Annotated in this window: 20 protein-coding genes and 3 pseudogenes; 11 read left to right on the forward strand and 12 right to left on the reverse strand. The window is 46.7% G+C overall.

The features are described 5' to 3' along the window. Positions 1 to 85 precede the first annotated feature (85 nt). Positions 86 to 382, reverse strand: a pseudogene (locus tag QUA44_RS19955) (transposase); the annotation flags it as partial. A gap of 205 nt (positions 383 to 587) precedes the next feature. After that, complete coding sequence (gene fabG, locus QUA44_RS19960; RefSeq protein ID WP_333253752.1) at positions 588 to 1,352, reverse strand: 3-oxoacyl-[acyl-carrier-protein] reductase; 765 nt, start codon at positions 1,350 to 1,352, stop codon at positions 588 to 590. Positions 1,353 to 1,425: 73 nt separating this feature from the next. On the opposite strand from fabG, the gene trxA reads away from it, so the two are divergent. Together trxA and QUA44_RS19970 are read left to right on the forward strand one after the other, a co-directional pair. Then, positions 1,426 to 1,743: a thioredoxin gene (gene trxA / locus QUA44_RS19965; protein ID WP_333253750.1), complete on the forward strand. Its 318-nt coding sequence runs from the start codon at positions 1,426 to 1,428 to the stop codon at positions 1,741 to 1,743. 87 nt (positions 1,744 to 1,830) lie between these two features. Then, positions 1,831 to 2,424 (forward strand): hypothetical protein, encoded by a 594-nt coding sequence (locus QUA44_RS19970; protein WP_333253746.1) that lies wholly within the window; start codon positions 1,831 to 1,833, stop codon positions 2,422 to 2,424. Positions 2,425 to 2,478: 54 nt separating this feature from the next. On the opposite strand, the gene prmA is transcribed toward QUA44_RS19970, so the two are convergent. Next, on the reverse strand, positions 2,479 to 3,369 hold the full coding sequence (gene prmA / locus QUA44_RS19975) for a 50S ribosomal protein L11 methyltransferase (protein WP_333253745.1): 891 nt from the start codon (positions 3,367 to 3,369) through the stop codon (positions 2,479 to 2,481). A 177-nt stretch (positions 3,370 to 3,546) separates the two neighbouring features. Continuing rightward, positions 3,547 to 5,130, reverse strand: a complete 1,584-nt coding sequence (gene serA, locus QUA44_RS19980) for a phosphoglycerate dehydrogenase (protein ID WP_333253742.1) — start codon at positions 5,128 to 5,130, stop codon at positions 3,547 to 3,549. 290 nt (positions 5,131 to 5,420) lie between these two features. Here serA and QUA44_RS19985 point away from each other — a divergent pair, with 290 nt between their 5' ends. The 5 genes and pseudogenes from QUA44_RS19985 to QUA44_RS20005 all read left to right on the forward strand — a co-directional run bounded on the left by QUA44_RS19985 (position 5,421) and on the right by QUA44_RS20005 (position 10,608). Further along, the gene (locus QUA44_RS19985) at positions 5,421 to 5,927 is read left to right on the forward strand and encodes a hypothetical protein (RefSeq protein ID WP_333253740.1); all 507 of its coding nucleotides are present in this window, start codon (positions 5,421 to 5,423) and stop codon (positions 5,925 to 5,927) included. 77 nt (positions 5,928 to 6,004) lie between these two features. Continuing rightward, positions 6,005 to 6,136, forward strand: a pseudogene (locus QUA44_RS19990) (Uma2 family endonuclease); the annotation flags it as partial. 341 nt (positions 6,137 to 6,477) lie between these two features. Next, positions 6,478 to 9,768 (forward strand): DEAD/DEAH box helicase, encoded by a 3,291-nt coding sequence (locus QUA44_RS19995; RefSeq protein ID WP_333253738.1) that lies wholly within the window; start codon positions 6,478 to 6,480, stop codon positions 9,766 to 9,768. Between the two features lie 15 nt (positions 9,769 to 9,783). Continuing rightward, the gene (locus tag QUA44_RS20000; RefSeq protein WP_333253736.1) at positions 9,784 to 10,029 is read left to right on the forward strand and encodes a hypothetical protein; all 246 of its coding nucleotides are present in this window, start codon (positions 9,784 to 9,786) and stop codon (positions 10,027 to 10,029) included. Between the two features lie 18 nt (positions 10,030 to 10,047). After that, complete coding sequence (locus QUA44_RS20005; protein WP_333309874.1) at positions 10,048 to 10,608, forward strand: SWIM zinc finger family protein; 561 nt, start codon at positions 10,048 to 10,050, stop codon at positions 10,606 to 10,608. A 168-nt stretch (positions 10,609 to 10,776) separates the two neighbouring features. Here the strand turns inward: QUA44_RS20005 and QUA44_RS20010 are convergent, their stop codons facing one another. Together QUA44_RS20010 and QUA44_RS20015 are read right to left on the reverse strand one after the other, a co-directional pair. Further along, the gene (locus tag QUA44_RS20010; protein WP_333253732.1) at positions 10,777 to 11,508 is read right to left on the reverse strand and encodes a PaeR7I family type II restriction endonuclease; all 732 of its coding nucleotides are present in this window, start codon (positions 11,506 to 11,508) and stop codon (positions 10,777 to 10,779) included. Further along, positions 11,505 to 12,551: a site-specific DNA-methyltransferase gene (locus tag QUA44_RS20015; RefSeq protein WP_333253730.1), complete on the reverse strand. Its 1,047-nt coding sequence runs from the start codon at positions 12,549 to 12,551 to the stop codon at positions 11,505 to 11,507. The genes QUA44_RS20010 and QUA44_RS20015 overlap by 4 nt, the downstream gene beginning before the upstream one ends. Before the next feature lie 171 nt (positions 12,552 to 12,722). Here QUA44_RS20015 and QUA44_RS20020 point away from each other — a divergent pair, with 171 nt between their 5' ends. Next, positions 12,723 to 13,502, forward strand: coding sequence for a photosystem II S4 domain protein (locus tag QUA44_RS20020; RefSeq protein ID WP_333253729.1), 780 nt, complete (start codon positions 12,723 to 12,725; stop codon positions 13,500 to 13,502). 409 nt (positions 13,503 to 13,911) lie between these two features. Here QUA44_RS20020 and QUA44_RS20025 read toward each other — a convergent pair. After that, positions 13,912 to 14,728 (reverse strand): annotated as a pseudogene (locus QUA44_RS20025) (SDR family NAD(P)-dependent oxidoreductase). 96 nt (positions 14,729 to 14,824) lie between these two features. Here QUA44_RS20025 and QUA44_RS20030 point away from each other — a divergent pair. Then, positions 14,825 to 16,159, forward strand: a complete 1,335-nt coding sequence (locus QUA44_RS20030) for a hypothetical protein (RefSeq protein ID WP_333253727.1) — start codon at positions 14,825 to 14,827, stop codon at positions 16,157 to 16,159. A gap of 371 nt (positions 16,160 to 16,530) precedes the next feature. Here the strand turns inward: QUA44_RS20030 and QUA44_RS20035 are convergent, their stop codons facing one another. From QUA44_RS20035 to QUA44_RS20045, 3 genes are all read right to left on the reverse strand, one after another. Next, positions 16,531 to 16,767 (reverse strand): 2Fe-2S iron-sulfur cluster-binding protein, encoded by a 237-nt coding sequence (locus QUA44_RS20035; RefSeq protein WP_006634188.1) that lies wholly within the window; start codon positions 16,765 to 16,767, stop codon positions 16,531 to 16,533. 89 nt (positions 16,768 to 16,856) lie between these two features. Continuing rightward, positions 16,857 to 18,323: a cobyric acid synthase CobQ gene (gene cobQ, locus QUA44_RS20040; RefSeq protein ID WP_333253724.1), complete on the reverse strand. Its 1,467-nt coding sequence runs from the start codon at positions 18,321 to 18,323 to the stop codon at positions 16,857 to 16,859. 238 nt (positions 18,324 to 18,561) lie between these two features. Then, positions 18,562 to 20,196 (reverse strand): Ycf66 family protein, encoded by a 1,635-nt coding sequence (locus QUA44_RS20045; protein WP_333253722.1) that lies wholly within the window; start codon positions 20,194 to 20,196, stop codon positions 18,562 to 18,564. Between the two features lie 370 nt (positions 20,197 to 20,566). Between QUA44_RS20045 and QUA44_RS20050 the strand changes: the two genes are divergently transcribed. Both QUA44_RS20050 and QUA44_RS20055 read left to right on the forward strand, forming a co-directional pair. Beyond that, positions 20,567 to 20,749: a hypothetical protein gene (locus QUA44_RS20050; RefSeq protein ID WP_333253720.1), complete on the forward strand. Its 183-nt coding sequence runs from the start codon at positions 20,567 to 20,569 to the stop codon at positions 20,747 to 20,749. Positions 20,750 to 21,122: 373 nt separating this feature from the next. Continuing rightward, positions 21,123 to 21,560 (forward strand): DUF6918 family protein, encoded by a 438-nt coding sequence (locus QUA44_RS20055; protein WP_333253718.1) that lies wholly within the window; start codon positions 21,123 to 21,125, stop codon positions 21,558 to 21,560. Positions 21,561 to 21,918: 358 nt separating this feature from the next. On the opposite strand, the gene QUA44_RS20060 is transcribed toward QUA44_RS20055, so the two are convergent. Both QUA44_RS20060 and QUA44_RS20065 read right to left on the reverse strand, forming a co-directional pair. Further along, positions 21,919 to 23,421 carry a HoxN/HupN/NixA family nickel/cobalt transporter gene (locus QUA44_RS20060; RefSeq protein ID WP_333253716.1) on the reverse strand — a complete coding sequence of 501 codons (1,503 nt, stop codon included), beginning with the start codon at positions 23,419 to 23,421 and terminating at the stop codon, positions 21,919 to 21,921. Between the two features lie 96 nt (positions 23,422 to 23,517). Further along, positions 23,518 to 24,924: a tetratricopeptide repeat protein gene (locus QUA44_RS20065; protein WP_333253714.1), complete on the reverse strand. Its 1,407-nt coding sequence runs from the start codon at positions 24,922 to 24,924 to the stop codon at positions 23,518 to 23,520. Positions 24,925 to 25,070: the final 146 nt, after the last annotated feature.

Genomic DNA, 25,070 nt, shown 5'->3' on the forward strand with positions numbered 1-25,070 from the left:
CTGGTGGCTGCGGGCTTTTTCATTCGTTTATTTTACCAGATGCCGTCACTTAAGTTTTTTTTGACCTGAATCCTTACGACAGAAGATAGCTGGTCATGCCTATAAAGTATTGTAAGTATGGGTTTTCTCGGATTTGTTCTATTGTTTCGCGATCGCTGGTTCCTAACCTTTCTTTAATAATTAATGCTCCCAATGCCATCCGAAAAGATTTCGCTGGAGCTCCCATATCTACGGAAAAGTTTTGAGCATATTCTGCTTCAAATGCTGACCACGGAATTAGTTTCGCCATGATTACCCAACGATTATCTTCTAACAATTGCCCCTCAAAAGGCAAGTCAAAGTTGGATGGCGGGTTTGGGATTGGGTCAACTTTTCGGTACATTACGACAGTGATGTTGTACTAGGCTTTAGACAGATTTTAGCTCATAAGCTTGCACACGCGGAGCGTTCAAACCAGTCAAAGTCTTTCTCTGTCAAGGTTTTAGGCTTTTTCGGCAAGCCCTAATTATTAACCGCAAATATCCGCTTTCATCGTGGCACAGGCATCTTGCCTGTGCGATATCTGCGGTTAAAAAAATCCCCAAATCCTAAGCCATCACCATCCCCCCATCCACATTAAAAACCTGCCCCGTAACATAGGCCGCCGCCGCATCCGCCGCCAAAAACTTCACCATTCCCGCAACTTCCTCAACTTCCCCATATCTCCCCAGCGGAATATACTTCAAAATCTCATCAGACTTGACATCCTTAGTCATATCTGTAGTGATAAAACCCGGTGCAACCGCATTCACAGTAATCCCGCGACTCGCCAACTCTTTCGCCACAGTTTTAGTAAACCCAATTACCCCAGCCTTCGCCGCACTGTAATTAGCTTGTCCGGGATTGCCCATTTGTCCAGCCACCGAAGCAATATTAATAATTCGGCCGCTTCGCTGTTTCAGCATGATTTTACTGGCAGCTTTCGCACACAAAAACACGCCGGTTAAATTCAAATCAATTACCGCTTGCCAATCTTCCAACTTCATCCGCAGCAGCAAAGTATCGCGAGTAATGCCGGCATTGTTCACCAAAATGTCAATCCGTCCCCATTTTTCCATGACATTACTGGTGAGTAAATCTACTTGCTCAGTTTTCGAGACATCTGCTGAAAGCGCGACAGCTTCTCCTCCAGCAGCGACTATTTCTGCTACCACCTCATCAGCAGCAGCACTCGAACTGGCATAGTTGACGGCGACTTTAGCGCCCTCTGCCGCTAGGGCTAAAGCAACGGCGCGGCCGATTCCCCGCGACGCACCGGTCACGACAGCAACTTGACCCCGCAATCTCTGAAAAGTCTCTGGTAATAATTCCATAATTGTATCCTCGCAATCTACCAGAGAATTTTGCACTAAAATCGAGCCAGAACCCAAAAAAATATTTTGTCTTATGGCAGTTCAAAAACAGTTCAGCAGTTTTGAGGAGTTACTATCGGGCTCTGACTTGCCGGTGTTGGTAGATTTTTACGCTACTTGGTGCGGGCCTTGTCAGATGATGGCACCGATTTTGGAGCAAGTGAGTGGTCAGATGAAAGACAAGCTGATGGTTGTCAAAATTGACACGGATAAGTACGAACAGTTGGCGTCGCAGTATCACATTTATGCTTTGCCGACTTTGGTGTTGTTCAAAAATGGCGCTGAGGTCGATCGCATTGAGGGAGTGATACAACCGGCGCAGTTGATCGATCGAGTGCAACCTTTCTTGTAGTACGAGCCAATTATCTCACACCTAGGGTGTGTCAGCTCATATCTGATTAATTATGAATAAGATAATCCTAGTTGACGCACCCTACTTATGAACACTCCCAGCCACGCTATTATCAATCTCGCAATTCTCGGCAAACCGCAACTGCCGCAAGCTAATCTCATTATTGCGATCGGCGGAATTTTGCCGGATATTCCGATATTTTTATTTTACTTTTGGGCGAAATACATTGCTCGCTTGCCCGCAGCTACAATTTGGTCTGAAGCATATTATGAGCCTTTTGTGCAAAATATTGTGGCTCTGTTTCATTCAATTCCCCTTGCGGTTATTGGTTTGCTAATTGCTTATTACTTTGGCTGGCAAAGTGTGCAAATTCTGTTTATCAGCATGATACTACACTCTCTGGGAGATTTGCCTGTCCACAATGACGACGCTCACCGACACTTTTTTCCGTTCAGCAATTACCGTTTTATCAGTCCGTTTTCTTATTGGGATAGGAAGCACTACGGGTCAATTGTTTCTATGGTTGAAATGTTGTTAGTGCTGCTTTCAACTTACCGCGTTTTTGGTTTTGTTAATTCTTATGCTGGAAAAACGTTGTTAATTTTGGTGAATGGTTTTTACTGGGCTGTCGCGGTTTATTTTCAGGTGCGAGATTTATTTAAATTCACTTCCCAAAGATGAAACATGAATTCAAAATTACCAATTAGCAATTAGGAATTAGCAATTACCATATTGTTAACTACGCCTAATGTTAAAACAACACCAATCTTGACGCTTCCATAGAGTAGCGACAATCCAGCCGTGCTGTTCGAGAGTGTCAGCAATTGGCTTAGCTTGGTCGAGCAAAATGCCGCTGAGCACTGCCCAAGTAGTGGGTTTGCTAATTGCAGTGAACTGCGGGATTAAATCAATGATTACTTCTGCTAAAATGTTGCAGATCAAACCGTCGATCGGCTCATCGACCATTTCTTTCAAGCGCTCGATACTGCCGAGCTCTGCAACCAACTGCTGAGGATTAACGCGGTTAAGCTGTCGGTTGCTAATGGTCGATCGCACTGCTAAAGGATCAGTATCCAAAGCATAAACTTTTGTAGCGCCCAACAACACCGCGCCGATCGACAAAATACCCGATCCGCAGCCGATATCGGCAACTACATACTCTTTGTCGTCAAAACCGAGACGCATTTCCAGCGACTCCAGACACAGTTGAGTCGTAGCGTGAGCACCCGTACCAAAGGCCACACCGGGATCTAAACGCAAAATGAGGCGATCGGTATCAGTCGGTATCGGAAGCCAGGCCGGATTAATTAAAAAGCGATCGCCCACTTCTTGAGGCTGCCAGTGTTCCTTCCAAGTGCTGCCCCAGTCTTCATCTTCAATCAAATCCCACTGCATCGCAGGTAGGGGCAAACCTGCACACAGAGCATCTTGACGCAGCCACAGAGACAGAGCGGCCAAATCCAGTAATCCTGCCTGTTCTTCGGGCAAATAAGCCGACATCAGGCAAGAATTGCTTTTGATCTCAGTAGCAGTTCCCCGACAGCTAAACCGTTCCAGACGCCAAAAGATGATATCTTCCAGCGCCGGATCGCAAAGAATTCTAATTTCCCACCAGCTATGTGCCATAACGATTTTAGATTTTAGATTTTAGATTGACCCCGGGGAACTGGAGACTGGGAACTGGGGAATGAGGAAGGAGGATTGGCTAATAGACAAATTCCCGCTTTCAGGCCAATTACCAATGACCAATTGCCCATTACCAATTATCCGCCCTGGCATCCAAAATCTAAACTCCAAAATCCTTTAAAGATTCACCGTGTAAGCATCCCGAATTCCCGGAACTTTGAGAATCTCCGCCAATATGCCCTCTGGTAGAGGGTCATCCAGGCTCAAAACCATCACCGCATCGCCTCGCACGATTTTACGGCCCACTTGCATACTGGCAATATTGACATTAAAACTGCCCAATTGGGAACCAATCTTGCCAATAATCCCCGGCATATCGCGGTGCAGGGTAAACAGCATATGGTGAGTCGGGGAAACGTTGACCGGGAAATCGTCAACGCTGGTAATCCGAATTTCGCTTTCGCCGAGGACTGCACCCGTGACGGTGTGTTCGCCCAGAGTTCCCTTGGCCGAGAGGCGCAGAGAGCCTGTGTAGTCGCGAATTGAGGCGTCTCTGGTTTCGACGACGCGAATTCCGCGTTCTTTGGCTTCAATGCTGGCGTTGACGTAGTTGACACGCTCTCGCAGGGCTTGGGAGAGCAGGCCTTTGAGGGAGGCAACAACTACGGGCTGGCTTTGGTTGTTGGCCAATTCGCCTTGCAGTTGGACGTTGAGGTAATCGACTCGGCCTCCGGCTAGCTGGCTGACGAGGTTGCCTAGGGTTTCGGCTAGTTGCAGGTAGGGTTTGAGTTTTTCGATCGAGTCTGGGTAAATTCCTGGGATGTTAACAGCCGATCGCGCCGGCAGCCCCAACAGCACATCGCGAATTTGTTCGGCAACATCGATCGCCACATTCACCTGAGCTTCCGCCGTCGAAGCGCCCAAGTGAGGTGTCAGCACGATGTTTTGGCCAACACTCCGCAGCGGAGAATCGGCTTGCAGCGGTTCCTGTTCGTAAACGTCTATAGCTGCGCCGGCGATCTGGCCTGATTTTATAGCTTCTGCGAGGGCTGCTTCGTCGATGATGCCACCTCTAGCGCAGTTAATTATCCTGGCCGTAGGCTTCATTTTTGACAGCACTTCAGCGTTAATTAAGTGCAGGGTTTCCGGCGTTTTGGGTATGTGCAGGGTGATGTAGTCGGATTCGCGCATCAGCAATTCGAGTTCCACCAAGCGGCAGCCCAACTGTTCGGCTCGTTCGGTGGAAATGAAAGGATCGTAAGCGAGCAGTTTCATGCCCATTGCTTTAGCTGCGGCGGCTAGGTGGGAACCAATTTTGCCCAAACCGACGATACCGAGGGTTTTTTTGTAGACTTCTACGCCGATAAAGCGGTTGCGTTCCCATTTACCACTTTTGACGGATTCGTTGGCTTCCGGGATGTGGCGGGACATCGAGAGCATCATGGCGATCGCGTGTTCGGCAGCGGCGATCGTGTTGCCTTCGGGGGAGTTGACGACTACAATTCCTTTGCGGGTAGCGGCGGGTACATCGACATTATCTACGCCGACTCCGGCTCTACCGATGATTTTGAGTAGATTTCCGGCTTCAATGATTTCTTTGGTAACTTGGGTGCCAGAACGGATCATTAAAGCGTCGTAATCTGGAATAATTTTAACCAGTTCGGCGGCTGAAAGTCCTGTGTTTACGTCAACTTGCGCGACTTGGGAGAGGATGTCAATTCCGGCTTGGTCGATCGGATCGGATACTAGAACTTTAGGCATAGCAAGCAATCGAGTGCAATAGTAAAAATAGGCCGAGCGTTGGCGAGCTCAAAGTTGAGACTTTTGACTTAGAGCAGTATCTATACAGATCAGCTCAAGCTTGCCTTTGTGCAGTTTGAATTGTATCTGTATTCGGTCATGGTCGGTCATTTTTGCGGGAAATATTTTAGCTTTGGGGGCGATCGGACTCTCTGACCGTCTAAAAATCCCGCAAGTGCTTAGCTAGTATGTCTTCTCCGGCTATAATAGACTTTGGCTATTCCAGCCTAACTATCAGGAATTGTTTTCTAATGAATTATCTTATCGCCGTACTGCCCGATCGAATGCAAGCCGAAGCGGCCTACTGCGCCCTCGAAAAAGAAGGCTTACCGATGAAGCAAGTAAGCATTTTGGGCCGCGGCTACAAAACTGCCGATGAATTCGGTTTGATAGATCCCACCCAGCAAGCAAATAAACAAGCGAAACTCATGGCTATTTGGCTGATACCGTTTGGCTTTATTGCCGGCGTTACTTTCAGCTTGATGACTGAGTTGAAGACTTTTGCTTGGGCGGGCGAAATTGGCGATCACCTCATCGGTGGAGTGCTAGGTGCGATCGCCGGTGGGATGGGCAGCGTATTTGTCGGCGGTGCCGGAGGAATGGCCTTTGGTAGCGGCGATGCTTTACCCTACCGCAACCGTTTGAATGCGGGCAAATTTTTGATTGCAGTTAAGGGTACTGATGATTTGACTGGGAAAGCTGCGAATATTTTGCAGCAGTTTGAACCGGAAAATATCCAAGGTTATACAGAGACTTAGTTATTTGTTTGTTAACAGTTGACAGTTGACTGTTGTTGACTGTTGACAGTTGACTCGTGTAATATTTGGAGGCAGTTATGGAATCACAAACGATCGCCCTACATTCTCCCCTAGAATTAACGCTCGAATTAACAGACGAGCAGTTTTTTCAGTTGTGTAGAGACAACCGGGATTTGAGATTTAAGCGCACTGCTAGTGGAGGATTGATTAGACCTCTTGCAAAAATAGCTGGGACGGGCAAGATGCCCATCCCACAAAAAGTTTTTTCTCTTGTGGGATGGGCATCTTGCCCGTCCGAAAATTTGCTTAAAAGGACTTTTGCAAAAAGTCTATTATTAGAGACTGTTGGCGAATCAATAAAGGGCTTCACCCCTCACTCCCTAAAAATAGTGGTTCTAGACTAAATGTCAAACTGACCATATAGTCATTAACTACCAATAGTGAACGGAAATACTGCCTCCCAGAAGTGATGGGTAACACCCCTGCGAATTCGCCAACAGTCTCTTTCAACCGCCGTCTTATCTTTTCCCGCTAATTGATGGTATCACCTATGAAAATCCTCCACGGGACTTGGATTCCTCAAGCAGAAGAGAGTTTTATTCAACCTGGAACGTTTTATATTTGGGTTGAAACCACTGAAAAGAAAAAACAGCCTGCTAAGGTTCATCCCCGACAATTGAAGACGGCACAGTTAACAGAGTTTCTAACGAAAGAAGCCGGGATGCAACTGGCACCAGTCAGCAATACAAGTGCGATGGGGCGAGAATACGCGATCGTCCCTCGGTATTTTTTACTGCCCACTGCCGACAACCAGCCGTTACCATCTTTAGAGTTAGCGCGATATTTAGAGACAGAGTTACCCGAAACATTTGAGTTGGAGTATTGGGAAGTTGATTGTGTTTCCATCGCCACCCACACTTTGACTAAATTATTGAACGATCTGCATTTTTTTGCTCTCTACGATTTAGCAGAAGTTCAGTTTGGTTCAGACTTGCTATTTTGGTATCACTACACCCAATTTTTTAAGCAAATTTTTCTGAAAGATCATTATATTCCGGCGTTGCGCTATCGAGAAACTGCTCCGATCGCGATCGCACCCATCGAAACATCCGAAGCCGCTGAGAAAGCCACGCGCGGGCGTAAGAAAGCGGGCGAGACAAAAACCAAAACAACTGCAAAAACTCCAAAAACACCTGCCAAAATTGAACCCAGCTTTGAGATTTATCCGGGATGGGAAATTGTTTCAACACAGTACGAAACAGATTTACAACGCTATGTTGAATGGATGCCTTTAGTTTGTGTGTCCGGTTTTCGGAAGATCCAGCTACAAGATACACCAAAGTTCTACGATCGCGAAATGTTGCTGCGTAATTTTTCCGAATGTGCGATCGCGGAAATTGTCACTCAAACCCCCATCCCAGCATCGTTTGAAAATAAGATTGCGGATTCTTTACTCCAAATCTGCCTCAACCAAACACGAAAAATCGCGCGAGTAAGCCTTGAGCAATACCGGCAATGGCAAACCTGGCGCGATCGCATTACGCGCAATCAATCTGCTGACTCATTCTCCCTCTGCTTTCAACTACAATCCCCCGAAAACCCCGAACAGCCTTGGGTTTTAGAGTTTCAGGTGGCTGCGAAAAAAGACCCATCTCTGCGGATGCCGTTGCAGGATTATTGGCAATCGCGATCGACTCAACAAAAACAGTTGCAAACACAATTCGGAGACAACTTTGACCAACATTTGCTGACAAATCTCGGCTACGCTGCCCGCATTTATCCCCAACTTTGGCAAGGGCTAGAAACCGACAAACCCGTTAACATTACCCTCGGCTTAGATGATGCTTTTACCTTTCTCAGCGAGTCCGCTTGGGTATTAGAAGATGCCGGATACAAAGTGATTGTCCCCGCTTGGTGGACGCCGAAGGGACGACAACGGGCGAAGATTCGCCTGCAAGTCAAAGGGAAGGACAGCAAGAGCCCTGCAATCAAGGGCAAGGGATTATTTTCGGCGGATTCCTTGGTGGAATATCAATATGAATTGGCGATCGGGGGTGAACGGGTTAGCGAACAAGAATGGCAGGCGTTAGTAAATAGCAAAACACCGCTGGTGCAGTTCCGAGGACAATGGATGGAACTGGACAAAGACAAGATGCAGGAGATGTTGGAGTTTTGGAAAAAACATCGCCAAGAAAACCCCGATTTAAGCCTAATTGACTTTATGAAGTTGACGGCCGAAGGAGAAGCGAGCGAACAGTTGGAGGTTGAGCGCGATCGGGCTTTATCGGATATGTTGGAGAAGCTGAACGATAAGAGTCGGTTAGAGTTAATTGCAGATCCAGCAAAGTTTCAGGGCAAGTTACGGGATTACCAAAAGCGCGGCGTTTCTTGGTTAAGTTATTTGGAAAGTTTGGGATTAAATGGCTGTCTTGCCGATGATATGGGTTTGGGTAAATCAGCGCAGGTAATTGCTCGATTATTGCAAGAGCGGGAAGTTTTATCTACTACAAAAGAGACAGAAAAAGAGACAGAAAAAGCGATCGCACCTTCGGTTCTACCCACGCTGCTAATTGCGCCCACATCCGTAGTTGGTAACTGGCAAAAGGAAATGGAAAAGTTTGCTCCAGAATTGCGATCGCTGATTCACCACGGCCCTCAACGTTTGCAAGATGCCAAAGCATTTAAAGCCGCCGTCCAAGATTGTGATATGTTGATTACTTCCTTTACCTTGGTGCGAAAAGATGAGAAGCTGTTGAGCAGCGTAGCGTGGCATCGCGTGGTAATTGATGAAGCGCAGAATATTAAAAATCCGAAAGCGGCGCAAACCAAGGCGATTTTAAAGTTACCCGCTACCCATCGACTAGCATTGACTGGAACACCCGTGGAAAATCGATTGCTGGATTTATGGTCAATTTTTAATTTCCTCAATCCGGGCTATCTGGGTAAAGAGGCGCAGTTTCGGAAGTTGTTTGAGATCCCGATTCAAAAAAATAGCAATCGCACGCAATCGGCAGCGCTCAAAAAATTAGTGGAACCCTTTATTCTCCGGCGTCTGAAAACCGATAAGTCGATTATTCAGGATCTCCCCGACAAAGTTGAGCAAAAGCTCTACTGCAATCTCACCCGCGAGCAAGCTTCGCTTTATGAAGCGATCGTCAAAGAGGTAGAACAAGAAATTGACGCGGCGGAAGGGATGAAGCGCAAGGGGATGATTTTGGCGACACTGCTGAAGCTGAAGCAAATTTGTAACCATCCGCGCCAGTTTTTGCAGGATGAAAGTGAGTTTACACCAGAGCGATCGCACAAACTGGAACGGCTGATCGAGATGATTGAGGAAGTCAAAGCAGAAGGCGAAAGTTTATTGGTATTTACGCAGTTTACAGAACTGGGAAGCGCGTTGGAAAAATATATTAAACAAACGCTACATTACAACACTTACTACATCCACGGGGGAACCAGTCGCGAAAAACGGGAACGGATGATTTCAGAGTTTCAAGATCCTGAGTCTGAACCTTCGGTATTTATTCTGTCACTGAAGGCCGGCGGTGTGGGAATTACACTGACAAAAGCCAATCACGTCTTCCATTTCGATCGCTGGTGGAATCCGGCGGTGGAAGATCAGGCGACGGATCGGGCGTTTCGGATTGGACAGGAAAAAAATGTGTTTGTGCATAAGTTTGTGGCAATTGGTACTTTGGAAGAAAAGATTGACCAAATGATTGAGGACAAAAAGAAATTGGCAGGGTCAATTATTGGTGCGGATGAGTCGTGGTTGACTGAGTTGGATAATGAGGCATTTAAGAAATTAATTAGGCTCAATAAAAATGCGGTTCTAGATTAGGAGAAAATCAAAAATATGTCACAATTTACTCGGACTTGGTGGGGCAATAAATTTATCGATGCGTTAGAAAAATTTACAGATTCTGGGCGACTCGGACGGGGACGTTCCTATGCACGGAATGACAAGGTAAAAAGCTTTAAGATTAATGATGGCTTAGTGATGGCAGAAGTAAGGGGGTCGGTAAATCCTTATTTTGGGGTTTATAAGGAGCCACTATACAAAACTAAAATTGAGTTTCAGGCGATTAGTCAGGAAAAGTAGAAAGTGGCGATCGCCCAAATGGCATCCAAAGCCAGCTTCATTTCCCGACTGCTAATAAACGAAATGCCTGACAACATTGAAAATGCTTTCTCACCCCTCGGATTGCACCTTTTACCCAGCAACCGTGAGGACTTTAAAACCACTTGCTCTTGCCCAGACTATAGCAATCCCTGCAAACATATTGCCGGAGTTTATTATTTGGTGGCAGCCGAATTGGACAAAGATCCATTTTTACTGTTTGAACTACGCGGACTTTCTAAGGAAGTGCTGCACCGGGAATTAGCAAAAACGCCTTTGGGCTTGGCGCTTTCTGCAGAGTTAACGGCTGATGCAGCGGCCCCTGTGGCGGTGGATTCCTATTACACGCGGGCGATCGCCAGTGAGGCGCAAACGGTCAGCCTGAAAGAGTTTTGGCACGGTGCGAAGCGATTACCGCAGACGATTGATGTGGGGGTACAGAGTGGCGTAAGTGCGATCGTGGTGAAGAAACAGGGAGATTTTCCACAGTTTTGGCACAAGGATGGTTCGTTTATTGAGGCGATGGAAGAGCTCTATTTGCGGGTGAAGAAGAATAAGTAGTTGGGTGGACAATGTGGCATTGCTGATTGACGGTATGAATTAAGTTCTACTAAAAGACTCCAAGGCACAAAAAGTCTGTCTTCGGCAAAGATTAAAAAATGTACATTCATACTAAAGTTCAGCAACGCCCATCCCTCTACTCTGCAACGCCAAAATGTGTTATCTACTCTACAGCGCGTGCCGGATAAGCTGCTGCAAAAAATTGACTGCCGACAAGTCTGAACATGGCTCCGTATAGTTGGGATTTTGTGCTGCCTGTTCGCGGTTTGTCACTAAAAAGCAAGCAGCCGTGAAATGCCTTTCCCGCACCATCTTCTGACAAAACAGTTCATAGCGTTTAGCATAGCTTGCCCCTCTAAACTCTGGCAGAACCGCGAAATGCGGTTCAGCAACCTGTACCCGGGTGCGCGAGGCAGGACTGTCTTCCAAAACAAACAGATATCCTAACCACGGTGGCGGAGGTGCTTCGCCAAACACCCCTTCCCGGTAAGCTGTCCAGATGTCGAGAGCAGCCCCCATCGCTTCTTCTGTGCGGTTGTTGAAGTTGTTGCCAAAGCTGCCAACCTGGCTCTTCAACTCGATGACTACTTTGAGTTGCCGTTTTTCAGGGTTTACCACCAAAAAGTCGTACATCTTCGTCGGGCGAAAGAACCCCGGTATAACGGTTAGGCTTTTTTTAACGTGGATATGGTTTTGAGGCACACCTGCAGCCAGCAAGAAATTAGTCAGCGTCAGGATGAAACCGTCCATCTGCTTGCCGCCTGTCACCGCACTGCGGTTTCCCTGGTCAACCTTGCCAGCTAGCACCTGGGCTTGTGCCTGGGCGATGCGGGTATCCCAGAAACCCTGCACCGCTTCCTGGAACACATCATCGGGGATGATGGGTGTCTGTCCCGTCATTCAGCAACCTCCCCCATCGTTCTGTCATAGACTACGCGCAAGCCATACGTCTCCTGCATCCGTTTCAGCGCTAGGTGATGGTAAGTTGGCTCAACATCTACCCCGATACTGTTGCGCCCCCAGTTGGCGGCGGCGACGCAGGTTGTTCCTGTCCCCATAAATGGGTCTAGTACCGTGTCCCCTGCAAAAGAAAACATCCGCACCAGTCGTTCTGCCAGTTCCAAAGGATATGGGGCGGGGTGTTGCTTGGTGGAAGCGCCTTTGATATCCTGCCAAATTTGTTGAAACCACTGCCGGTGGAGAGTTTCCGGTATTACGGACAATACCCGTGCTGTGAGGGTGGGACTGCGGTAGCCGCCAGGTTTGCGCTGCATCAGGATAAATTCGATGTCGTTTTTGATGACACCTCCGGGCTCATAAGGTTTGCCGAGAAAACTGGTGCCATTCCCCGCGGCTTCCAGGGAAGCATTGGCGATTTTGTACCAGATAATCGGTGCGAGGTTATCAAATCCCAGATGGCGACAGTGTTCCTGAATACTCGCGTGCAGGGGAAATACCATGTGCCTGCCAAACCGCCTGCGGGCAACACAGACATCGCCCACCACAATCACCAGCCGTCCGCCGGGGACTAAAACCCGCCATACCTGCTGCCATACTCGATCGAGCTCCTGCAAAAACTTTTCGTAGTCTGCTATTTCGCCAAGCTGGTTGAGATTTTTGAGATATTCTTTTAAATTCCAATACGGGGGCGATGTGACTACCAAATGTACGCTTTCATCGGGAATATGTGTCAAGTTTCGGCTATCGCCCTGTAGCAGGGAATGGAAAGATGGCAACCCCTGCACCCGATTCTGAATTTCCTGGATCAACGCCTTATTTTTGCTGATGGCAGGAATGGCGCGTTGCTCGTCTGCTGTTAGTAATGCCGTTGCTTCCTCGGGTACAAGGCTTTTATCCTGTAGCGCTTGTTTCAACGGTTCGGCTGCTTCCTGACACAGCAACCGCGTTGAAATATTAACCTTGCTTAAACTCGAAGACTTCATACATTGGGTACAATAATTATGTTCATAATATCAGCTTTGCGATCCACAAAAATCATACGATCCTTATTTGATGATCTTAGACTATAATTAAAGTAGTGCGACTGTTAAAAAAGTAGACTTTTTAGTTACAGCAAGCTTTGGCAATTTCAAATTAGAATCTAGCATTAACTGATGTTACAAAGAGAAGAACTGTTAAAAGGCATCGAAAACCGCGAATGCGTGGCGCGAGTGATTGACTGCGCCGAACAAGCTATCAAAACTTGGGAGGTTACTCTGACTGATTTTATGTCGCCTCCTGAATTGGCGGATGCTAAGGTTGTATTTAATCGTTTAAGCGATGTGGAGTTGGTGGCTTGGGGCGGGTATCCGCAGGCTGAAAGGCAAAGAATTGCGATCGCCCGATCGGAAATTGCGATCGACTCTGAAGCGGTTAGTATTGCTGCGGTGGAGATTGCTGGCAATTTCTTGTTCGACACCGCCAGTCACCGCGACTTTTTGGGGGCGATGTTGGGTACGGGAATTGTCCGCGAGAAAACGGGCGACGTGATTGTTTTGGGAGAACGCGGCGCGCAAGCCATTGTCATGCCGGAGATGGTAGAGTATTTGGAGATGAGTTTGCAGCAAGTGCGATCGGTGCCTGTGAAAACTCGGCGCATTGAGTTGAGCGAACTCAAAATTAGAGAACCGAAAAAGAAAGAAATGACCACTGTTGAAGCATCGATGAGATTGGATGCTGTTGCGTCGGCTGGATTCGCAATGTCTCGCAGCAAAATGGCCGATTTGATTGGCAGCGGTGACGTGCGAGTTAACTGGAAAGACATTACTCAAGCTAGTTATAATGTCAAGTCGGGAGATTTAATTGCTGTTACGGGCAAGGGAAGATTGGAAATAGGGGAAGTTATGATTACTAAGAAGGAACGCTATCGAGTGCAGTTAACTCGATATTTGTAATATATAGCCCAGAAACCGATTCTTTTCCGAGAATATGGATACACCGCCTAAAAACTGCGAAAAACTCGGTTTCTTTGGTTTCTGTGGTAGTCCTGGGCGCTTGGTAAAATTGGGGAAAATTCATTTGTTTGTGAGTGCGATTATTTGTCCGCGGGCTAGTTTGTTTGTCCGCGAGTCCGCCAGGGGTTGAAACCCCTGTCTCATAGCTAAAGTCGGTTGAAACCGACTGAAGAATGGTGACAAATATTTGATTGTTTATTTAATTTGTTTTTCAGTCCTCTTTGAGAGGACTTTCGCTATGAGACGGGGGTTTCACCCCCCGGCGGACTAGACTATTAGACCTCTTGCAAAAATAATTAGGACGGGCTCTCCGGCTCATCAATTGATGAAAAGGATTTTTGCAAGAGGACTATTCCTCTTTCGTCCGAAACACCTTTTCTATCGACTTCACCACAAGTTCTCGCGGCATCAATCGAGGCATATTGGCGATGATTTGATTGGGAATTCCCCCTGTCACAACATTAGACTCATTTTTGTCTAAAGCTTTCAAAGCATCTCGCACTACTTCCGCCGCAGGAACGAGTTTTTGCCCGCTGCTGGATGCCATAGCTTTCGGAAATTCAGCTATTGCGAAAAAGTCCGATTCTGTCGGTCCTGGACAAAGGCACAAAACGCGAATTCCTAAATCTTTATTTTCCGCCCAAAGCCCAAAGTGCCTCGCTGAAACTCAAAACAAAGGCTTTAGTAGCTGCATACATCGACAAGTACGGCATCGGTTGAAAAGCTGCGATCGAACTAACATTGATGATACTTCCTGCTTTTCGCTGCCGCATTCCCTGCAAAAATAAGTGCGATAGTTCAACTAATGCTACAATATTTAGTTGCACCATTGTTAGTTGTTTCGCAAGCGGGCGATCCTCTTCGAGGGCTTCGCTAACGACAAAAACACCGTAATCGCCAAAACCCGCATTATTCACCAACAAATCAACCGTCCAACCTTTTTTAACAACCGTATCAAATACAGCAGTTCCAGCGCCCGGTGCGCTCAAATCTTGCACGATTACTTCTACCTGAACCTTTAATTCCTGTTGCAGTTTAGCAGCTAACTGTTGCAATTTATCTGCGGAACGAGCTACCAAGATTAGATTGTGCTGGCGTTTGGCTAATTCGGCGGCAAAGGCTGCACCAATTCTGCCAGAAGCACCGGTGATTAAAGCAGTGGGCATGAACTTAATTCGGATTATTTGATAGGAAGTTTATATATTTTAACAATTATTTTGGCGGGAACCTGTAAAATAATTAAAAGGGAATAGGTGAGTTTTATGGCGCGTCTTACCGATCGAGCTTTTGAAATTTTGCAGGCCGAAGTTGACAAGTGCGCGGCGGCTGATAGTCTAGCGGGTGAAGTGTACCGACGCATGGTAATCAAGCGGTTGGAGAAACTTCGATCGCAAAACGGCACTTTCGCATCAAGAGAAGAAATCCGCGATACCTTCAAAGACGAATTTCCCAACTTCAGCGAAAAAGCTCTCAAAGCTGCTGTCAAAGCCAATCGCCCACCCGGATTGTTCGGTAAAATCATCTTTGCTGGGAGTTTGTTGGGAAGTGCAGCGGGGATAATTTGGCTGATTAACCTACCTTTTCCGATGATTCGCTGGCCCGTGGCGAAAACAATGCCGATATTGTTGCTGCCGAGTTTTATGAGTATGGATCACAATTATCGGCAGGCGATCGCCCTTGTGGAACAATCTGATCAACTAATCAATAAAGCCACTGCTGTCGCTGATTTTGACTTGGGCGAAATTAAAGCAAAAGAGGCTCAAAAACATCTCGACGCTTTGCCGGTTTGGTTTTTAGGTTACTATCCACAAACTTACTGCTCTTTTTTCGGCTGCCGTTGGCGGTTTACACTCGATGAATTTCAAGCCGCCCGCAAAAATGTCGGGCGGATGGAGGCTCAGATTTTCCAGCAAAAAAATGCTTTTAGTCAGTTAAATCAAGTCGAACAAACTCTCAACGCGGCGAAACAGCAGTATCAGGAAGCCAAAACCGCTGCAGATAGACAAAAAGCGACAGTAAATTGGCAAAGTGCGATCGACCAACTCAATCAAATTCCCGCCGAAACCCTCGCAGGAGAAACGGCTAAGAAAATACTCAAAGCAGCAGAAAGAGACTTTCAAGCAATGGGCGGCGTCGCCACCGGTTCTGTACAGGCTGACAACTTAATTGAAGCTGCTAAAGAATTTGCTCTCTCCGCCGCCGTCGCCTCCCAAAAACCTCCCCATCCCGCCGCACAGTGGGAGCAAATAGCAGAATTGTGGCAAGAAGGAATTAACAGACTAAAATTAATTTCTGTCGATAACCCGGGTTATCTCGATGCTCAAACTAAACTCGCTGAATATCAAAAGAATTTAGGAATTACCCAGATTAGACTGCAAGCAGAAAAAGATTCTGCAACAGCTTTGCAAGCAGCTAAAAACTTGTTTGCCAACTTGCAAAAAGATGTGAATTCTCAAAATCCCGGTTACTCCCTCAGCCAGTTGCAACAAATTATCAATCAATTAGAATCCGTCAAACCGGGGACAACTGTTTATCCCGAATCCCAAAAATGGCTGCAATCTGCTCGCAAAAAACAGCAAGAATGGCAAAAAAATTAGCTGTTGACTGTTAACTGTTGACTGTTAACTGTTAACCGTTGAATAAGGAATGAGAATTAAATAACTTACAATGCGTGATGGTTCTTGTGGGATGGGCGTCCCGCCCGTCCAGAAAGGGCGGGCGGGACGCCCAACCCCTACTCCCCACAAACTTGTGTAAATTATTTAATTCGCGATCCTAATGACTCATATCATGTCTGATCGATTAACCATAATATCCTGGTCGGGGCGGGTTTTTGAGATTGTCAATTATTCGCAGGTATTGTTGGTAAACCCGCCCCTACAAAAATCGCGGTCGCTCGACCGGACATAATATGACTAATGACTAATGCCAACAACCAACTGCCAACTGCCAACTGACAACTAACAAATTACCAAGTCGGGTCAACATACAGATTAATTGTCACTTGCTTTTTCCCCGAAGGGATGCCGGAAATACAGGCACAAATCGTATCTCCGCCATCAATTTCTACTTCGCAAGCGTGACAAGAACCCATGAGACAGCCGGTAGGAATAGAAACCCCTGCACGTTTAGCTACATCTAGTAAAAGCTCTCCTGGTTCAGCTTCAACTGTCACGTTATCTGGTAAAAAACAAACTTTTGTCATTGAATTTGAACCTCAACTATCACAAACAATAATTAACAGTTAACAGTTAACAGTCAACAGTCAACAGTCAACAGTCAACAGTTAACTAATTAGCCTAAAATATGCTTGATATCTAAATGCTTTTCCACTGTATCTGCTAGAGAGTCTAACAGAGTTTCGCGGTGTTCTCGGTAATTAGGAATACCTGTAGGCAACGCGCGGAGTCCCCGCTGCTGCCGCAAGTGATTTAACCAAGCTCGCCGCCAAGCTCCGTTGTCAAAGATGCCGTGCAGGTATGTGCCCCAAATTGATTGAGAAGTATTGACAATGCCTAAACTAGCATCGTCAAATAGCGGTTGAGTCAAATCAGACTCTAGGATTTGCGTTTTTCCTTGATGAATTTCGTAACCGGAAACGGGCAAACCCGGTTGAGGATAGTTAGATGTTACGATGCGTTGGCGGGCAATTTTGTTCGGTGCCATCGCAGTTTTCAAAGGCAGCAATCCCAATCCAGGGAATTCTCCCTTTTCTCCCTCAATGCCTTCTTTATCGGTGATACTTTGTCCCAGCATCTGAAAGCCGCCACAAACTCCCATGACTGTACCGCCAGCTACTAAATAATTTTGAATAGCTTTTGCCATACCTGTTTGGCGCAGCACTTGCAAATCGGAAATTGTAGTTTTAGAGCCTGGTAAAATCACGGCGTCTGGATGGCCTAAATGGTCTTTTGGGCTGACATATTTGACTGTGACGGTAGTTTCCGACTCCAGGGGGTCAAAGTCGGTAAAATTGGAAATTCGGGGCAGGCGGATGACGGAAATATTGATGTCGGTTTGAGCATTGGGAGAACGCCGATCGAGTAAATCGAGAGAATCTTCTGAGGGAAACACTTCGTCTATCCAAGGAATTACCCCAACTACCGGGATTCCCGTCCTTTCTTCTAGCCAAGTCAAACCAGGATCTAATATCGATTTTTGCCCTCGGAACTTATTAATAATGAATCCTTTAATTAAAGCTCGTTCGTCGGGATCTAGCAATTCCAAAGTACCGATTATGTGAGCAAAAGCACCGCCGCGATCGATATCAACTACTAGCAAAGTCCGAGCCTTTAAATATTTAGCTACCCGCATATTTGTTAAATCGCGGTGTTTGAGATTAATCTCAGCAGGGCTGCCGGCTCCCTCACAGACAATCATGTCAAATTCTTGACCGAGAAATTCTAAAGATTCCCGAATAGCTTGCCAGCCGATATCGAAATACTGTTCATAATATTGAGATGCTCGCACATTTGCGATCGCCCGGCCCTTGACAATCAATTGAGAAGTCATGTCTCCTTGTGGCTTGAGCAAAATCGGATTCATTTCTACCCAAGGTGCGACGCCCGCAGCCCAAGCTTGCACTGCTTGAGCGTAACCAATCTCTCCGCCGGCGGCTGTGACATAGGAATTCAGTGCCATATTCTGACCTTTAAACGGAGTTACCCGCCAGCCTCGCCGAGAAAAGATTCGACACAACGCTGCCACGAGTAAAGATTTCCCTGCGTGAGATGTTGTTCCCACGACCATAATTGCTTTCATAATATTAAAAGAGAAGGAAGAAGGAAGAGCCAAGAGCCAAGAGCGAAGAAGGAAGAGGGAAGAGGGAAGAGGGAAGAAGTAAAAAGTAAGAAGTAAAAAGTAAAAAGTAAGAAGTAAGAAGGCAGAAGGCAGAATCAAAAAAAATTCTGATTTCTACCTTTTGCTTTTAGCCTCAAGATGAGGGCTTATCTTCGTCGGATAGATTTTCAGACTTGGATTCATCGGCCGCTTGAGCAGCTTATACTAGCTCCGAAGGGGGGGGATTCGGGCGAATCAATTCCGGTTGTTCTCCCTCAGAAGATGGTGTTTTATCTGTGGAAGGGGGGGGATTCGGGCGAATCAATTCCGGTTGTTCTCCCTCAGAAGATGGTGTTTTATCTGTGGATTCGATCGAGATCACTGATACTGAAACCGTTTCCACCTGCACGATCAACCCAGGTTCTCCCGGTACTTCTATCTCTACAGGCGCTGCCATTTCCACCACAGTCATTTCCAGAGATACAGCAGGGGCTGCTGCTTCTGGTACGCCTGCTGCTGCTTCCGGTTCACCAACTGCAGCCAGCGGTGTCTGGGTTTCCAGGGATAAAGCAGGGGCTGCTGCTTCTGGTACGCCTGCTGCTGCTTCCGGTTCACCAACTGCAGCCAGCGGTGTCTGGATTTGGGCGGACGATCGATCTTTGATCGGAGTTTCCCCTATTTTGTCAGAACTCCCTGTTTCTGCCACCATCAACTCGGCCATTGCTTCAACATCGGTTGGAAACGGCACTCCAAGGCTTGTTTCAACAGCAGTTTTGCTAGTTTCTGCTGCAACTTCCGCAGCCGCCTCGGCTAATTCTGATTCGAGAATCAGGTCGATATCCGGTGCAGGAGTCGTGATTTTAGATTCAGGTGCGATCGATTCTGGAGTCGCTGAAGGTTTTGGCGTCTGGGGAGTTGCATCAGACTTGTTTTTACCAGCACCTCGTCCCAAAATACCGCCGAGACTATTTTTGATATTGCCGAACAGACTTCCGAAACCGCCGGATTTTTTAGCAGGTTTGGCAGGAGTTGAGTTTGCCGTTGGGGCTGCCGTTGGTTTCGCCGTTGGGGCTGCCGTTGGGGCTGCCGAACTAGCAGCAGACTCAGAATCTTGAGCCATCGCCCTCCATGTCTTCTCAAAATCGTCATCTTCGGGCTGCTGTTGAGGTTCGGGCTGAGCCTCTGCTGGCTCCACAGTTGGTGCAACGGCTATTTCTGAAATTTCTAGAGGTAGAGGTAGAGGAGTGAAGCTGCTGGCTGCTGATTCTGTTGGGGGTTGTGAAGTCTCAGCAACAGGAGTTTCGACTGAAAACACTGGTATTTCTCCAATTGCAGGTGGTTTCGAGTCGGAAATTTTCAAGTCAGGGACGATCGAACTTTCAGCAATACTTTCAGCTATGGGAGGAATCGCTGGCTGTTCCTCTAGCTTTACCTCGCCCTTATCCAGAGTGGGTGCTGGAACCACATCAGTTTTCGGTTTGGGCGATCGAACAAACTTAGGTTTTTTCGCTGCGGGCTCTTTTTTCTTGGCAAACAAGCCAGCAAACGGCACGCCTGCTGCAGCCAAATTCGCCGACTGAGGAATCGGCGTTTGCTCAGCAACGGGCGTCACCTGCCGGCGCAAAGTCAGAGTTTCCCAGGCAAACCAGCCCAACATCGCCACGCCCGCCATTTGACCAAGCAGGAGAGCACCAGTAATTCGTCCCGCACAAGCCCATAAAATTAACGCATAAAAAAGCCCTACCCCGCTCCAGGTAAAATCATTTTTGCGGTGTACTTCTGGAAAAAAGAAGGCCGCCATGTAAATACTGAAGCTGCCTAGACCGACCGCCAACGCCAGAAAGTATGCAAGCATATTGTCGGTACCTCCGCTGTGTCAAATAACTTCTACGCGCTAATTCTACCTTTGTGAGAGACCCAACGGCTTCTTTCTCTAGGACAATTCTTGATTTTTAGGGAAGTTTGCCAACGAACCAGTGCAAGGAATTTAACAGGTTCAACGGATGTTGACGGTAGAAGTGCGAGGAAAGATTTCCCACTCTCCCCCACTTCCCTACTGCCCATCACCCCCATCCCCACACCCCCTATCCCCATCACCCCCTCCTCAGTGGTGATAGATGTCACTTAACTATGCCCGTGCGATCGCACCAAGCGACTGAGGATGTTTATATGTTGTAGGTGTAAGAGGAATTATGCCCTAGGGCGTATGTATTGGAGACACTGCCATGTTAGAAAAAGTATTATTAGCTGCCGGCTTAACCTTATCGCTTCACATATTTCCCGGACTAAGCACTTCCGCGCCGTTACCGAAAAATTTGGTATTGCGATCGAGCGATCGTCCTACTCAAACCCTGAAACTTCCCCTCGTTGCAATACCTGTGGGCTTCAATCCGAACGTCGAATCCTAATGATAGGTGCCAGATTATACGTGCAAGTGCGATCGGACTTAGGCACAGTCTTTCTAATATTTTTTTCGAGCTGTTCTCTTTTTTATGTGACTGTTCACAACTCATCAGTTTGTAGTCAGGGCTTTAGTCCTCATTAATATTACCTAATAAGGACTAAAGCCCTGACTACAAACCGTAGGCAAATAATTAGTAGCAGATAGAACATTAATTCCCCTAACATACTAGACAAATCTCAACATTAGGTTGTCTCATAGAGACATTCAAACCTTAAAAAACTTGGGAAACCTTGAGTAAAAGCTCAAAATAGATATATGATGTCAGATTGAGCTTAAAGCTAATAAGCACATTGACTATTGAATTAAGGACAGCGAAAATGGGACTTAGCGATATTCTATTGAATGAAAACAACAGAGACACTTTTGTTGATGACTGTGTAAAGTTGATTGACAAACACGTTGCAGCAGCACCAGGATTGGGCGGTCTGGCTCTGAAAGCTGCCTACTCTACTGTCAAGGGGATACGGGCTGACTATTGCGCCCAAGTCGTCGATCAACTTCTGCCAGAAATCTCGATCGCACTCGATCCCATCTGGACTGAAGCGGTAAACAATGGCAACCCAGTCCAATATCTTGCTGAAAGAAAAGCTAAAGTGGCAGACGAATTGCTCCAAATCAGTGACAAAAGGGTTGAGAAAAGCACAAGAGCGATTGTTAAAGGCGCCTATGCCAAACTCCGCCCCTCAGCTAAGACTTACGTGGAAAACGGAGTACCGGATTTAGCCGAAATTATTAATAAACATAGTGCGATCTGATCTTGAATGGGCAGGGACTTCCCGCCTGCTAAGCTGTTGAGCATTTAAATTGCATATTTTTGGCGGTGCTGGAAAGCAACAGCCCACAAGATTTTGATTATTGCTTTAGATGCAATTTAAATGCTGATTAGCTTAGTTAAATGTTGGGACACAAAAGCTATCAAGAAATCGGGAATAGGAAGGAAAACTCAGGATTTTAACCCAGAACCTTCATTAGACAAGATTGCATAAGTCTTTGATTGATACATAAACCGTAGATGTTAGGCAGATAGATACAGATTAACGCAGATAATTTCAAGTCTTGAGAGCTAATGAATACAATGTTGTCTACTCATAAACTCTGTTGCGGTGAAGCTACTTATCCATTCCCAACCATCCACTGATTTGCAGCCAATATTTTAAACATCGCCTGTCCGGTAATTCCCAACCCCAATAACATTACAAACATCGCACTAATCGCCGGCAGAAATTTGACTGCTGTGATCTGTTTTGGCAGTTTATCAAAATTTCGTTTGGCATAAACTAAGATTAATCCGATCGCACTCAGCACTAAAGCCAATCCCAAACTGAATGCTACCACTAGGGTCATTCCCAAACCAACATTGCCCAAAGCCGACGCGCTCAACAACATCACCAAAGCGGAAGGACAAGGCAACAATCCACCAGAAATTCCCAACGCTAATAAGCTTTTCCAAGTAATAGCAGAACCGTCAGCACCGGGAGGCAAATGCGAGTGAATCCGGCCGTCTCCGTGATCGTGGTAGTGGTGAGATATATCTGGTTTTACAGGCTTAAATTCTCGCTCCCAACTTCCTCTACTCAAAAGATTTACTGGTTCTTTACATTCCGCAGTAAAGACTTTACTCCTTAAAAACCAGTTTTTATTGAAAAATTTAGTCTTGATTTTTTTGATAACTTCAGTCCTGACTACCAACCGAGTTTTTAGTTTTTCTAAGAGTAAGTTAAGCCCGATGAAGGCTACTAATAAACCAGAGATTAAACTCAGCCAAGGGTCTAATTTTTCTGGGTCGATTAAGTTAGAAGCAAACAAAGTAATTCCGCCCACAGCAAACACGCCGGCAGTGTGAGTAATTGTAGTCGTCGCTGCTAGAAATAAAGCGTGTACCGGAGTAGCCCGCGAACCCACTAAATAAGCGCCGACTATTGTTTTTCCGTGTCCGGGCGACATCGCGTGCACGCATCCCCAAGCAAATGCTCCCGCTAATGCTAGCAGCAAACTCCAACCTGAATCCCAGATAGATTCCTTTCCTGCTAACAAAAAGTCGCGGTTTTGCGGCGTAAACACAAAGCTTTTTACAACACCCGCTTGCACAATCGTAGCTTGGCAGCTAGCTGTCACCACTCCGGGCAAAAACAGATTGTAATTAATCCGCAATTTCTCTGGTTTGGAGATGGAAATTGAATCAGGTAAACCGGAGGTTTTATTTTGAGAAGATGCGGGCCAGGTGTAGTCTAAAATTAAGGTGCTGTGGGTATTGGGCTGCTGGATTAAGCTGGCGGTTTTAGCTGCTATTTCTAGCGGTTTTACGGCTACGGAGCCTTGAATGTTGCTATTGTTGGTGAGGCGGATTTGTTGGCTAAAAAAGTTTTCTAGCTGTGTTTGGTGGCTGCGAACTTCAGCAGGTTGTAGCTGGCTATCTCGATTGTCGTCGGCGAAGTTTGTTAAGCCTGTTGGGAAGGTTAATGTTACTTCGGTTTGCAAATTGTTGACTACTATTTCTGCTACGGATAAGTCTGACCAATGCGAGTAAACTGGTCGGGTTGAGATTGTTAGTAATAATGAAAGTGTGAGAAAGAATAGGATTAAAAATTTTGGCGGTCGGTTTAGTTTGTATTGCATAAGTATATCCTTTTAAGAGTTTTATCGTCGGGTGGGGGCGGGTTTATTTAAATTGTCTATATCCCATAAAATTATTGGTGAACCCGCCCCTACGGCTCAAAATTCATAACTTCCCAAACCCAATGCTTGGCGGGATCGATCGTCAAAACTCGGGTCAATTTCCTTGGACTTTTGAAAAAAAGCGCGAGATTCAGCATCTTTGCCTAAAGTACGGGCGATCGCACCAGCCCGGTAAAATATACCCGCATCCCGAATGCCCGATCGCATTATTTCGGCCATCACTCGATCGGCCTTTTGCCATTCCCCAGCGGCGGAAAGCGCCCAGGCTAAAGTATCCAGCCCCGCCGCATCCCGCCGAATTTTCACCTCTTCCTGCATTAACGCCAGCGCTTCGGCGACATCCTGCGATCGACCTTTTTCCAGCAGCAAACTCGCCAAATCGCGCCGATGTCCAAAACCGCCAGATCCAGAAACCTGTTCCTGTCGCAACCCAGCTTCAGCTTTGTCGCGAAGTCGCCCGGATTCGATCGCATCTCCCTGCAACTCCTTCACCCTCGCCATACCGCGATCGACAATGCGATCGAACACCGTCGCCACCTGCCCAGAATACGCAGAAACCTTGCTGTAATTAGCCTCTGCTTCCCGATAATTGCCCTGCCGCGTCTCCAAATCCGCCAAATAAATCAGCGCCAGCGGGGATCGCGGCACCAACCGCAGCGCCTCCAAAAACAGCGCTTTCGCCTGCACAAACTGCCCGCGACGCGCGTAAAATCGGCCCAAGAGCGATCGGGCCCGCGCCGAACCCCCAACCTCTCCCGGTTCCTCCGCCGCCATTGCTTGCTGGTAATCCTGCAAAACCTCAGCATCTCGGCCCTGAGACTCTCTCACCAAAGCTCTCAAAGTGAGAGAACCCAAGTTCGGAATCCGGTTAACTAAGGTTTCAGCGGCGACATTTGCATCGCTCACTTTTCCCATCGCCAAGTTAGATGTAACGGAAAGGGCGATCGCATCTTCATTCTCAAAACCCACCTGTTTAGCCAAACGCAAAGCAGTAGCAAAATCGTGTCTGGCCTCGGCAATTCGAGCTAAAACTAACAGCGCACCTTTATTGTCAAAAGCCAAATCGGCGATCGACCTTTCAGCCGCCTGTTCTGCCAACAAAAACCAACCACCCTCCCCAGTTGCGCGAGCCATTTTCAAATAAGATCCCGCCAGTGCCGCCCGGTTCAAACCGCTGCGGGAATCAACAGCCAGCCGCTGCTGATAAAAAACAATTTCTTGCTGAATTGCTTCCTTTTGATTGGGATTATTTCTCAAAGTTTCCGAAAAATGATAGCGGTAATTAGCATCAAGACCAGCCGGACTTTGGTTAGAAAATTTATCTAAAACAAAACGCAAATTAGGAGGGAAATTAACTAATACCATCCCAACTAAAGGGACTACTATCAGCAGCCACCACGACAAAACATCCGATTTTATTTCCGGTTTAGTTTTAGTTTTCATAAATCCGCGTTAATCAGCGTTCATCTGCGGTTAAAAAAAGTATTTTCTATCTGTCATTAGCCAATGACTAATGACTAATGACTAATGACTAATGACTAATGACTAATGACTAATGACTAATGACTAATGACTAATGACTAATGACT

Origin of the sequence: Microcoleus sp. N9_A2 (assembly GCF_036701775.1) — a bacterium.
Taxonomy (GTDB): domain Bacteria; phylum Cyanobacteriota; class Cyanobacteriia; order Cyanobacteriales; family Microcoleaceae; genus Microcoleus.

Excerpts from the sequence above, each read along its gene's own strand:
- fabG (WP_333253752.1), bottom strand. The coding sequence starts at position 1,352 with ATGGAATTATTACCAGAGACTTTTCAGAGATTGCGGGGTCAAGTTGCT.
- trxA (WP_333253750.1), top strand. The coding sequence starts at position 1,426 with ATGGCAGTTCAAAAACAGTTCAGCAGTTTTGAGGAGTTACTATCGGGC.
- QUA44_RS19970 (WP_333253746.1), top strand. The coding sequence starts at position 1,831 with ATGAACACTCCCAGCCACGCTATTATCAATCTCGCAATTCTCGGCAAA.
- prmA (WP_333253745.1), bottom strand. The coding sequence starts at position 3,369 with ATGGCACATAGCTGGTGGGAAATTAGAATTCTTTGCGATCCGGCGCTG.
- serA (WP_333253742.1), bottom strand. The coding sequence starts at position 5,130 with ATGCCTAAAGTTCTAGTATCCGATCCGATCGACCAAGCCGGAATTGAC.
- QUA44_RS19985 (WP_333253740.1), top strand. The coding sequence starts at position 5,421 with ATGAATTATCTTATCGCCGTACTGCCCGATCGAATGCAAGCCGAAGCG.
- QUA44_RS19995 (WP_333253738.1), top strand. The coding sequence starts at position 6,478 with ATGAAAATCCTCCACGGGACTTGGATTCCTCAAGCAGAAGAGAGTTTT.
- QUA44_RS20000 (WP_333253736.1), top strand. The coding sequence starts at position 9,784 with ATGTCACAATTTACTCGGACTTGGTGGGGCAATAAATTTATCGATGCG.
- QUA44_RS20005 (WP_333309874.1), top strand. The coding sequence starts at position 10,048 with ATGGCATCCAAAGCCAGCTTCATTTCCCGACTGCTAATAAACGAAATG.
- QUA44_RS20010 (WP_333253732.1), bottom strand. The coding sequence starts at position 11,508 with ATGACGGGACAGACACCCATCATCCCCGATGATGTGTTCCAGGAAGCG.
- QUA44_RS20015 (WP_333253730.1), bottom strand. The coding sequence starts at position 12,551 with ATGAAGTCTTCGAGTTTAAGCAAGGTTAATATTTCAACGCGGTTGCTG.
- QUA44_RS20020 (WP_333253729.1), top strand. The coding sequence starts at position 12,723 with ATGTTACAAAGAGAAGAACTGTTAAAAGGCATCGAAAACCGCGAATGC.
- QUA44_RS20030 (WP_333253727.1), top strand. The coding sequence starts at position 14,825 with ATGGCGCGTCTTACCGATCGAGCTTTTGAAATTTTGCAGGCCGAAGTT.
- QUA44_RS20035 (WP_006634188.1), bottom strand. The coding sequence starts at position 16,767 with ATGACAAAAGTTTGTTTTTTACCAGATAACGTGACAGTTGAAGCTGAA.
- cobQ (WP_333253724.1), bottom strand. The coding sequence starts at position 18,323 with ATGAAAGCAATTATGGTCGTGGGAACAACATCTCACGCAGGGAAATCT.
- QUA44_RS20045 (WP_333253722.1), bottom strand. The coding sequence starts at position 20,196 with ATGCTTGCATACTTTCTGGCGTTGGCGGTCGGTCTAGGCAGCTTCAGT.
- QUA44_RS20050 (WP_333253720.1), top strand. The coding sequence starts at position 20,567 with ATGTTAGAAAAAGTATTATTAGCTGCCGGCTTAACCTTATCGCTTCAC.
- QUA44_RS20055 (WP_333253718.1), top strand. The coding sequence starts at position 21,123 with ATGGGACTTAGCGATATTCTATTGAATGAAAACAACAGAGACACTTTT.
- QUA44_RS20060 (WP_333253716.1), bottom strand. The coding sequence starts at position 23,421 with ATGCAATACAAACTAAACCGACCGCCAAAATTTTTAATCCTATTCTTT.
- QUA44_RS20065 (WP_333253714.1), bottom strand. The coding sequence starts at position 24,924 with ATGAAAACTAAAACTAAACCGGAAATAAAATCGGATGTTTTGTCGTGG.